Raw genomic sequence first — 11,176 nt, forward strand, 5'->3', positions numbered from 1 at the left:
ACTCATGCGCTAAATACTTTTTCTAAGTATTAGTTTTTTAAGGTAATAGTTTCCCTCCTAAAAAGGAGGGATTAAGGGAGGTGTTAACCCATTTTCTTCAAACCTATAAATATAATACTCAATAATTTAATACTAGTTAAATTAAATATCATAATATACACACCCCTTAATCCCCTCTTACTAGAGGGGAAACTCATGGGCTAAATAATTATTCTAAGTATTAATTTTTCTAAGACAACAGTTTCCCTCCTATAAAGGAGGGATTAAGGGAGGTGTAAATTTATACTCTAATTCAAATTCCGTTTCTCAACAAAAAACCGTTTCATAAGTGCCGAAGCCTCATCAGCCAGAACACCCCCAGAAATTTCAGTTTTAGGATGTAACTTGGTATTTAAATTAATGCAACCACGAGCTTCATCTCTAGCCCCATAAACTATTTTAGAAATCTGACTCCAATACAGCGCACCCGCACACATTTGGCAAGGCTCTAACGTTACATACAAGGTACATTTATTAAGATATTTACCGCCCAAAAAATTAGAGGCCGCAGTTATGGCTTGCATTTCGGCATGGGCCGTAACATCCGTTAATGTTTCGGTTAAATTATGTCCGCGAGCAATTACTCTGTTATCAATAGTAATTACAGCACCAACAGGAATTTCACCTTGTTCAAAAGCAGCTTCAGCCTCCTGTAGCGCTTTCTTCATAAAATAAGTATCGTCAAAAGGTTCTATCATGATAGCAAAAATACAAATTCATTCTTGTACTTTTGCGTTGTGCAAAAAAGTCTATTAAAACAAATTAACAACCCTAAAGAACTTCGTCTTTTAAACCAAAAAGACCTACCTCAACTTGCCAAAGAGTTACGCGAATTTATCATTAATATTGTCGCTACAAAAGAAGGACATTTAGGAGCTAGTTTAGGCGTTGTAGAACTTACCATAGCCTTGCATTATGTTTTTAACACACCAACAGACCAACTTATTTGGGATGTTGGCCACCAAGCCTACGGACATAAAATCTTAACCGGACGACGCGACAATTTCCATACCAACCGCCAACTTGGAGGCATAAGCGGATTCCCGAAACGAGAAGAAAGTACCTATGATTCTTTTGGCGTTGGGCATTCGTCAACTTCAATATCGGCAGCCTTAGGAATGGCCATTGCCTCACAATTAAAAGGCGATAACAAACATCATATTGCAGTAATTGGAGATGCTTCCATTGCTAGCGGAATGGCCTTTGAAGGTTTAAATCATGCAGGCGTTACAAATGCTAACTTGTTAGTTATTTTAAATGACAACGCCATTGGCATAGACCCAAGTGTTGGCGCATTAAAAATGTATTTAACAAACGTTAAAAAAGGCACCCAAAAACAAGATAATATTTTTGAAGCCTTAAATTTTGACTATTCTGGACCTATTGATGGCCATAATTTAGATGAAGTCATTAAAGCGTTAGAACGTTTAAAAACCGTAAAAGGCCCAAAGTTTTTGCACATTATTACTACAAAAGGTAAAGGTTTAAAACAAGCCGAAGCCGACCAAGTTAAGTACCATGCCCCAGGAAAATTTGATGCTATAACTGGCGACTTACCAATTAAATCTACCCAAATTCAAGCACCTAAATACCAAGATGTTTTTGGACATACCATTGTAGAATTAGCAAAACAAAATAAAAACATTGTAGGTATTACACCTGCAATGCCCACAGGAAGTTCCTTAAAATACATGATGGAGCAAATTCCAGATCGTGCTTTCGATGTTGGCATTGCCGAACAACATGCAGTAACCCTAGCCGCAGGAATGGCAACACAAGGTTTAATACCGTTTTGCAATATTTACTCTACCTTTTTACAACGTGCCTACGATCAAATAATACACGATGTAGCCATACAAAAACTACCTGTTATTTTTTGTTTAGACCGTGCAGGTTTAGTTGGTGAAGATGGCGCGACACACCACGGTGTTTTCGATTTAAGTTATTTACGTTGCATCCCGAACCTTATCATTTTTGCACCTAGCAACGAGATGGAGCTCCGCAACATTTTGTACACCGCGCAATTAGGTTTAGAGCAACCTATTGCCATACGTTATCCAAGAGGCCGCGGTAAAACGATAGATTGGAAACAACCGTTTTCTAAAATTGAAATTGGAACAGGAGTTACCCTTAATAAAGGAAACAAACTTGCTATTTTAAGTATTGGTACTATTGCCAAAAATGTTTCCGAAGCTATAAAAGATTTAAACGTTTCGCATTACGATATGCGTTTTGTAAAACCTTTAGATGCAAACTTACTTCATAACATTTTTAAAACTTATAATACCATTGTTACTGTTGAAGACAACAGTATTAAAGGTGGGTTTGGATCTGCCATTTTAGAGTTTGCTTCTATAAATAATTATAAAAACACTGTAAAAGTACTAGGTATTCCTGATGATTTCTTAGAGCATGGTACTTTATACGAACTTCAAAAAGTTATTGCTTTAGATGTTAAAAGCTTGAACACTTTTTTTGTAAAACATATTAATTAATTTTACCTATTATTGATTTTAAGCCTTTCGAAACAATGAATAAAAACCCTTTTTTAGAATACATAAGTAAGTTTATTACCTTAACACCTAAAGAAGAAACTATTCTGTTATCTAAAATAGTTCAAAGAAATTATCTTAAAGATCAATACATTGTGCAACAAGGAGACGTCTGTAAAACTGCAAACTTTATTATTTCTGGGTGTACCAAAACTTATTATATAGATTTAGAAGGTCAAGAACATATAGTTATGTTTTCTATTGAAGATTGGTGGTCTTCCGACTTAGGAAGTTTTATAACCCAAACACCTGCCGACTTTAACGTACAATGCCTTGAAAACACAAAACTTATTCAATTTAACTACGAAAATCTTGAAGAGCTCTACAAAGAAATACCCAAACTAGAACGTCTTTTTAGAAAAATTGTAGAACGCGCTTACGTAGCTTCGCAAAAAAGAATTATTAGAAACTTTAGCCTTCCAGCAAAAGAGCGCTATAAAATTTTTAATGCCACATACCCAAAAATAAACCAACGCGTTCCCCAATATCTCATTGCCTCTTATCTAGGTATAACCAAAGAATTTTTAAGTAAAATTAAAAATCAGCTTGTTAGCAAGTAGTAAATATTAATCTAGTTTAACATTATTTTATAATCTACTTTATTTTTTTAGGATTTTATCTATAGCATCTTTGTTCAACAATTTAAAGAATTAAAAAAATGAAAAATTCAATTAAAAACATTGCAGCTATAACATTAATAGCTTTTATGGCATTTTCTTTTACTACAGAAGGCCCAAATAAAAAAGAAATTAAAGTAGAAAAAAGTAAAATTGTATGGAAAGGATACAAGGTTACCGGATCTCATGAAGGTGTGATTAATATTAAATCTGGATATCTAAATTTTAACGAAGACAAATTAACCAGTGGAGAATTTATTATAAACATGAATAGCATAACCTCTACAGATTTAGAAGGTGAATACAAAGAAAAACTAGAAGGTCATCTAAAATCCGATGATTTTTTTGGCGTTGAAAAATTTCCAACAGCAATTTTAGTTTTCAAGAAAGTAAACGCAACTGGAAAAAACTCTTATAACATAACAGGTGATTTAACTATAAAAGGGAAAACCCAGATAGTATCATTTAATTTTTCGGTTTATGGAAATAAAGCTAATGCATCGTTAAAAATTGATAGAACAGCCTTCGATGTTAAATATGGATCAACAAGTTTCTTTGAGGGATTAAAAGATAAAGCTATTTACGATGAATTTGACTTAATTGTGGATTTAGAGTTTTAAAAATAAAAACAATCTCTCATTTTTATTTTATTATTGCGCAAATTTAAAACGCATGCTAATCACAATAAAAAGGCTTAAATCAAGTGGTTTGGGCCTTTTTTTATTAAAAATTTTTAAGAAATATTTCATTTCCAAAAAAAACTAAATGTAAATTATGTAGAAAGTAAACAAACTGTAAGCCCAATTTATATATACTAACTAATAAGAGTAAGTAATTAAATCTTTTAACTAACTTTTAAATTTAAAGAATAACGCAATCAAGAGTTAGTTAAAACATATAACGCAATACTAACAAAACTTAATAAAGTTATTAGATTTATATATTATATAGCATCCAAAGTTTATACAAGTAAAAGTCTTAATAAAGTTAGATTTACTTAAATAAAATTAATAGACTTTTATATGAAAAAAGCGCCTTTTAAAGTTTAGGGTTACGTAGCAAAAACAATTGTAATAATAAATTATTTAAATTAAAACCCAATAAACAACATTGAAACCTTATTGTATTTACCACTTTATCGACACCTCCAAAATTAAATTCTCTAGCCAATTACAGTAATAATTACTTTTAAAAACTAATACCTTTTATTTTCTTATAGTTTAATATAGCTTTACTATCCGACAGTAAAGATATATAGTAGCACACACCCAACAAACGACTATATAAACTAGTATTAGTTGTTTTTATGGCTCCTGGCAAGCTTTTTAAAATAAGCTTGTCGTAGTTTGATGCACTATTGTTAAAGTTATTATTTATGGCATTAGTGTAGGTTTTTAATAGTGTATTAATAACGCCGTAGCCTACAATCTCTTTATCGATAACCTCGGTAGAATGATATATATTATCAATACTTATTTTAATTACATCCTTTATCTGGGCATCGTATTTACTTTTGTCGAGCAATGCACAATCAAAATTTCCGTTTAAAATAGCTTCTTCATGAGTCATAAATATATCGACTGCCTCATTAATTAGCGACCCTATAGCCAGTGCACGTAAGTAACCCACGCGATCTTCTTTAGTTGAAAGAGCGTAATAGTTTTCAGGCCTTATAGTGTGTCTTATTATTTTAGAGAGGTATTCTAAGGCAAATTCTTCTTGTATAAGGCCAAGGTTAATACCATCTTCAAAATCGATAATGGTGTAACAAATATCATCGGCGGCTTCTACCAAATAGGTTAATGGATGTCTGGCATAGCTTAAATGGTTTTCACTTCGTTTTACTAACCCGAGTTCTTTTACCACATCTAAAAAAGCTTCTTTTTCGCTCTGAAAAAAACCATACTTTTTATCAGCTATATGTTGTGTTGGCTTTTTTGGTAAGGACTCTTTTGGGTATTTTATAAATGCACCAAGTGTAGCATAACTTAGGCGCAGACCTCCTGGACGCCCAGATCTATCTTCGGTTAAAATTTTAAATCCGTTAGCATTACCTTCAAAATCGCATAAATCTTGATATTCTTTAGCACTTAGTTGAGATTTAAAGGTTTTACCTTCGCCGGTTTTAAAAAACTCGCCAATAGCTTTTTCTCCTGAGTGCCCAAAAGGCGGATTTCCAATATCATGCGCCAAAGCAGCTGCTGCCACTATAGCTCCAAAATCGTTGGCTTGATACCCAAGTGAGCTTTGTAAATACGGATGTTTTTCAAGTAGTTTTTGTCCCACACGCCTACCCAGAGAACGTCCAACAACGCTAACTTCCAAACTGTGAGTTAACCTGGTATGCACAAAATCGGTTTGGGACAATGGTATAACTTGAGTTTTGTCTTGTAAACTCCTAAATTCAGATGAGAAAATAATACGATCGTAATCCACCTCGAAACCCAACCGTGTTTCGTCTTGTTCTTTACGTATACGTTTATTAGTGTCGCCAAAGCGCTTTAAGGATAAAAGTTGCTCCCAGTTCATAATTTTTCATTCAATTAACCTGCGGCAAGATAATAAATTGTTGACTTAATGGGTTGGTAAATTACTTAACATTAAGGTAACATTTTAATCATTTATGTTTAATGATTTAGTAACATATTAAAGCTGTAATAAAATGTATTATTGCAACTTATTTTATAACTACCATGAAACAAATAACTTATATTACACTATTTTTTATTTCAGCATTATCTTATGCCCAAAATAGTGGTTCCATAAGCGGTAGCTTATTAGATGCAGAATCTAATTACGAACCTTTAACTTTAGCTACAGTGATTTTAAAAGAAACTGGAGCCAAAGTTTTATGTAATGATGAAGGTTATTTTAAGTTCGATAACTTAAAAAACGGCAAATACACTTTAGTAAGTAGCTTTATTGGATATGAAACTAAAGAAACAATAATTACTGTAGCATCAAACGCATCAAATATAAATTTAACGCTGTCGGCAAGAACAATAACTTTGGAGGACTTAGTAACAACAATGGCTGGCAATAATAACAAAGCATCACGTTTATAGCATAACTAGCATCGCCTAAACATTAACATATTAGGTTACACCAACATTTTAAAAGCCCTTTTCTTATACGTAGAGAAGGGCTTTTTTATTAAAACTAGTTAACCCCAATAAGTACACAGGATTAATTTTAATGTTAACAGAGTGTAAATTATTTAGTACATGTTTTACATATTAGTTAACACTAACCTAACACTTTTATTACAGTTGTTTAATCCATAGATAACACATTGTTTATAAAACGGTAGTTTCTTTGCGGCAAGATAAAAACAACAAAATTTAACTAAGAATATTTTAAAATTAAACTCATGAAAAAATTATTTTTAACCTTGTCAATCGCATCTTCTCTAGTACTTACAGGATGTTTACAAAGTGATGATACTCCTATTATTATAGAAGAAACTACAATCACTAATAATTTCACTAATGATGGTGATAATGATGAAGCTTTCGAAACAATAGTTGTATCTGGTGGTATTGCCCTTGACGAAACTTGGACTTCTGATAACGTATATGTATTAGATAGAAAAGTTGTAGTACAAGAAGGTGTTACACTAACCATTGAAGCTGGTACCATTATTAAAGGTAAAGCTGGAACAAATTCACTTTCATCTGCATTAATAGTTGCTAGAGGTGCTAAACTAAATGCTGTTGGAACTGCTACAGCTCCAATTATTTTTACTTCTATTAGTGATAATATAGAGCCAGGTCAAACAGCTGGAACAAATTTAAACGAAAGCAATAGAGGTCTTTGGGGTGGTATCATCATGTTAGGTAGAGCTTCTATCTCTGTTTCTGGTGATACTGGTCTTGCTAATATTGAAGGAATTCCTGCCGATGATACTTTTGGATTATATGGAGCCGATTTAGAAAATGGTGAATCATTTATTGATGATGATAATTCAGGTACGTTACAATATGTTTCTATTCGTCATGGTGGTGCTTTATTAGGAGAAGGAAACGAAATTAACGGTTTAACACTAGGTGGTGTTGGTAGCGGAACAACTATCGATAACGTTGAGGTTATAGCTAACGTTGATGATGGTATTGAGTTTTTTGGAGGAACTGTAAATGCTTCAAATGTATTAGTATGGGCTCAAGGTGATGATGCACTTGATATTGATCAAGCTTACTCTGGTACCATTACAAACGCTGTAGTAGCTTTGGGTGAAGCGTCAGATCATGCTTTGGAAATTGACGGTCCAGAAGGATCTCTTAATGGTGAATTTACAATTAACGATTTAACTTTAATTGGAAACACAACTACAGCCAACGGTGAATATGCCGATTTTAGAAGTAATGCACAAGGACATGTAAACAATGTGTATGCTTATGGTTTTAAAGATTCTTCAGATGTTGAGTTAGATAACGACGGTGTTGCTACAAACTATAACAATGGTTTAATAACACTTGGAACCTGGGAAATTGTATTACCAGCAGGTGTTACAGATGTAGCAACCATTTTTGCTAACAAAGCAGAAAACGTTACAGTTACAGGTTTTGGATCGACTGCAACTGCCGTTACACAAGGAAGCCAAACAGTAGGAGCAACAACTTCAGCTCTTAGCTGGACATACGCTAATACTGCGGGAGGTTTCGGCTTTTAATCTAAAATTTATTTAACAAAATATAAATGCTACTGCTCACAAGGTGAGCAGTAGCATATAAATCATAAACATGAAAAATATTTTAATAGTTCTTTTTCTCTTTGCATTTGGTTTATTTAATATTACCAACGCGCAAACTGGAATATTAACCGGTAATGTTATCGATGGTGATTATAATAATGAGCCTCTTGCATTTGCCAACGTTTTAGTAAAGGGAACATCAACTGGTACGACTTCAGATTTTGATGGTAAATACCAACTTGAATTAAATGCTGGAACTTACACTATAATTTTCTCTTTCGTTGGTTATGAAACCAAAGAAATTAGTGATGTAGTGATTACTAATGGACAGGAAACTCATTTAGATATTACGCTAGCATCAAATGCTTTAGACGAAATTGTAATTACCACTAGCGTTAAAAGAAATACAGAAAATGCTGTATTACAAATACAGAAAAAATCTGTTACATTATTAGATGCTATGTCTGCTCAAGGCATTAAAAAAACAGGAGCTGGCGATGTTGCTGCTGCTGTAAAAAGTGTTCCTGGTGTATCTGTGCAAGGAGGAAAATACGTTTATGTAAGAGGTCTTGGAGATCGTTATTCTAAATCTATACTAAACGGTGTTGATATTCCTGGGTTAGATCCAGATAGAAACACTGTTCAAATGGATGTATTCCCAACAAGTATAATAGATAACATAATTGTAGTTAAATCTGCTGCTGCAGAATACCCCGCAGATTTTACAGGAGGTATTGTTGATATTATAACTAAAGATTTTCCAACAAAAGGTGAGTACTCTATTTCTTTAGGAGCTGCTTACAACCCTAGCATGCACTTTAATGATAATGCCCTTACATATAATGGCAGCTCAACAGACAATTTTGGTTACGATAATGGTTCAAGAGACTTACCAATAAATCGTTATCAACCAATTCCTGGTACTTTTGAAAATAGAGTATTATTAACATCATTAACAGATCGTTTTCAAAAACAATTAAAGGCCGACAATTTTACTAACGGTGCTAATTTTGATTTTGGTTTTACATTAGGTAACCAATATGCGCTTGAAAACGACGACAAAATTGGATATCAAGTTGCGGTTTCTTATAAAAATGATGTAACTTTTTATGACGAAAGAATTGATGGTCGTTATACAAGACGAGTTACTTCTGGGGCAAATGACATTTACGAATTAGATGCCTCTAGAACTAGTACAGGATCAGAAAGCGTTAATAATGTATTGCTTAACGGTTTAGTAGGAATTACTTATAAAACAAACCGATCTAAACTTAAAGTAAACTTACTGCACATACAAAACGGAGAGTCAACCTCTAACTTTTTAGAACAACAAAGTAATACTAGTGGAGGTGTTGGAGCATTTGAGCCACTTGTAAAAGATGGATTATTATACACACAACGTTCTATTACAAACCTGCTATTAAGTGGTAATCATAATTGGGGTGCAAACAATGAATGGGACTTCGATTGGAAATTATCACCTACTTTTACAGGAGTATATGATAAAAACCATAGAATTACACCTTTCCAAATTAGTGACGATGGTGATTATTTTATCTCACCTAGTGCCTCTAGTTATCCAATACAATTGTGGAGAAATTTAACAGAAGAAAATTGGTCTGGAAAAGCCGATTTTAGTAAAAAAGTAACCATCTTAAATAGACCTGCTAAAATTAAATTTGGAGCGTCACACAACTACAAATTTAGAGATTTTAGTATTGACCAGTACTCATTTACCAACACTAACGTAATTGTACCAAATGGAGACTCTAACTTGTTACTAGCAGAAGGAAATATTTGGACACCAAGTACAGGCGAGGGAACCCATTTAAATATTGAAAATGCATTTGAGCCTGCTAATGCATATGAAGGCGAACAACAAGTAAGTGCAACGTATTTTTCTGCAGAATTCAACTTATCTGAAAATCTTAAAACGGTTTTAGGTATTCGTTCTGAAAATTACATACAATACTACACTGGAGAAGAAAACGATGGTACAGCGTACACGAGAGAAAAGATTTTAGATCAATTAGATTTATTTCCATCTGCCAACTTAATATACGCTTTAACAGATGAATCTAACTTAAGGTTATCATATTCTCGCACAACAGCAAGACCTTCTTTTAAAGAAGCTTCAAGTGCACAAATTTACGACCCAGTTACAAATGATACATTTTTAGGAAATGCATTTGGTAAATTCGATTCTAATGGTAATCTTATATTTGATCCTATTAGCCCAACTTATATAAACAACTTCGACTTAAGGTACGAGATCTTTAGAGAAGAAGGCCAAATGATTGCGGTTAGTGGTTTTTACAAATCATTTAAAGATCCTATTGAAATTGTATTTATGCCAAACACAAGTTCTTCATCACCACAATATACGGTTGCCAATTTAGGTGATTCGAAAATGTATGGTGCAGAGTTCGAATTCCGTCAAAATTTTGGTTTTGTTAGAGAGTCATTATCAAACTTAACATTTAATGCCAATGCGTCTTATACAAAATCAGAGCTTATAATGTCTGATTTTGAATACCAATTAAGAACAGCTGAAGGTGTTTTAAGAACAGGTGAAACTGTGGACAGAACTCGTAGTTTACAAGGTATGTCTCCATACTTAATTAATGGAGGTTTCAATTACGATTTTGTAGATAAAGACATAAGAGCTGGACTATTTTACAATGTTCAAGGAAAATCTTTAGAAATAGTTGGTAATGGATTTTTCCCAGACGTATATGCCAAACCATTTCATAGTTTAAACTTTACTTCTAACTTTGTTTTTGGAGAAAACAAAAGATCATCAATAGATTTTAAAGTTAAAAATATTTTAGGTGATGAAAGAGAAAGTACTTTCGAATCTTTTAGAGCCCAAGATCAAATATTTTCTTTAAGACAACCAGGAACCGAAATATCAATTGGATATTCCTTTAAGTTTTAAAAGACAAATTGTGACGTCCTGAAATAGCGTTACAGAATTAATAATTTAAAGGTAGTGATTTAAAATCACTACCTTTTTTGTTTTTATATTGTTTTCTTTTGACCTTATTTTGATTGTGCATTTCTTGTGGCGTCAACATATAATTAGATAAATGTGGTCTAAAATTATTATATATTTTTATGGTATTTTGAACTAATTTAGTTTTAATTTCCAAATTGGTATTGTATTTATCAATTGCAAATTCTTGTTTTAACACACCATTAATCCGTTCTGCAATAGCATTTTCATAAGGGTCATATTGTTCTGTCATACTTGGTAGAATATCATTTTTATCTAATAG

General features: G+C 32.9%; 9 protein-coding genes. 6 read left to right on the forward strand and 3 right to left on the reverse strand.

Annotated features, from left to right (window positions below; genetic code table 11):
• Positions 1–287 precede the first annotated feature (287 nt).
• Positions 288–737 (reverse strand): nucleoside deaminase, encoded by a 450-nt coding sequence (locus BMY96_RS02705; RefSeq protein WP_092848707.1) that lies wholly within the window; start codon positions 735–737, stop codon positions 288–290.
• A 39-nt stretch (positions 738–776) separates the two neighbouring features.
• Between BMY96_RS02705 and dxs the strand changes: the two genes are divergently transcribed.
• From dxs to BMY96_RS02720, 3 genes are all read left to right on the forward strand, one after another.
• Positions 777–2,534 (forward strand): 1-deoxy-D-xylulose-5-phosphate synthase, encoded by a 1,758-nt coding sequence (dxs, locus tag BMY96_RS02710; RefSeq protein ID WP_092848709.1) that lies wholly within the window; start codon positions 777–779, stop codon positions 2,532–2,534.
• 35 nt (positions 2,535–2,569) lie between these two features.
• Positions 2,570–3,151 (forward strand): Crp/Fnr family transcriptional regulator, encoded by a 582-nt coding sequence (locus tag BMY96_RS02715; RefSeq protein WP_092848711.1) that lies wholly within the window; start codon positions 2,570–2,572, stop codon positions 3,149–3,151.
• A 98-nt stretch (positions 3,152–3,249) separates the two neighbouring features.
• Complete coding sequence (locus BMY96_RS02720) at positions 3,250–3,828, forward strand: YceI family protein (RefSeq protein WP_092848713.1); 579 nt, start codon at positions 3,250–3,252, stop codon at positions 3,826–3,828.
• 568 nt (positions 3,829–4,396) lie between these two features.
• Here the strand turns inward: BMY96_RS02720 and dgt are convergent.
• The gene (gene dgt / locus BMY96_RS02725) at positions 4,397–5,737 is read right to left on the reverse strand and encodes a dGTP triphosphohydrolase (protein ID WP_092848716.1); all 1,341 of its coding nucleotides are present in this window, start codon (positions 5,735–5,737) and stop codon (positions 4,397–4,399) included.
• Between the two features lie 164 nt (positions 5,738–5,901).
• Here dgt and BMY96_RS02730 point away from each other — a divergent pair, with 164 nt between their 5' ends.
• The 3 genes from BMY96_RS02730 (at position 5,902) to BMY96_RS02740 (ending at position 10,836) form a co-directional block, all read left to right on the forward strand.
• Positions 5,902–6,273: a carboxypeptidase-like regulatory domain-containing protein gene (locus tag BMY96_RS02730; RefSeq protein ID WP_092848718.1), complete on the forward strand. Its 372-nt coding sequence runs from the start codon at positions 5,902–5,904 to the stop codon at positions 6,271–6,273.
• Positions 6,274–6,578: 305 nt separating this feature from the next.
• Entirely contained in the window at positions 6,579–7,877 is a 1,299-nt protein-coding gene (locus BMY96_RS02735; RefSeq protein ID WP_092848721.1) for a hypothetical protein, read from the forward strand.
• 70 nt (positions 7,878–7,947) lie between these two features.
• On the forward strand, positions 7,948–10,836 hold the full coding sequence (locus BMY96_RS02740; RefSeq protein ID WP_092848724.1) for a TonB-dependent receptor: 2,889 nt from the start codon (positions 7,948–7,950) through the stop codon (positions 10,834–10,836).
• Positions 10,837–10,873: 37 nt separating this feature from the next.
• Here BMY96_RS02740 and BMY96_RS02745 read toward each other — a convergent pair.
• Positions 10,874–11,176, reverse strand: a 303-nt coding sequence (locus BMY96_RS02745; protein ID WP_139205201.1) for an integrase core domain-containing protein, incomplete at its 5' end; no start/stop codon positions are given.

The sequence above is a fragment of the Algibacter pectinivorans genome (genome assembly GCF_900112595.1).
Lineage (GTDB): Bacteria > Bacteroidota > Bacteroidia > Flavobacteriales > Flavobacteriaceae > Algibacter_B > Algibacter_B pectinivorans.

What these genes read in the sequence shown, in the direction of transcription:
- BMY96_RS02735 (WP_092848721.1), top strand. Translation starts at nt 6,579, where the DNA reads ATGAAAAAATTATTTTTAACCTTGTCAATCGCATCTTCTCTAGTACTT.
- BMY96_RS02740 (WP_092848724.1), top strand. Translation starts at nt 7,948, where the DNA reads ATGAAAAATATTTTAATAGTTCTTTTTCTCTTTGCATTTGGTTTATTT.
- BMY96_RS02730 (WP_092848718.1), top strand. Translation starts at nt 5,902, where the DNA reads ATGAAACAAATAACTTATATTACACTATTTTTTATTTCAGCATTATCT.
- BMY96_RS02715 (WP_092848711.1), top strand. Translation starts at nt 2,570, where the DNA reads ATGAATAAAAACCCTTTTTTAGAATACATAAGTAAGTTTATTACCTTA.
- BMY96_RS02705 (WP_092848707.1), bottom strand. Translation starts at nt 737, where the DNA reads ATGATAGAACCTTTTGACGATACTTATTTTATGAAGAAAGCGCTACAG.
- BMY96_RS02720 (WP_092848713.1), top strand. Translation starts at nt 3,250, where the DNA reads ATGAAAAATTCAATTAAAAACATTGCAGCTATAACATTAATAGCTTTT.
- dgt (WP_092848716.1), bottom strand. Translation starts at nt 5,737, where the DNA reads ATGAACTGGGAGCAACTTTTATCCTTAAAGCGCTTTGGCGACACTAAT.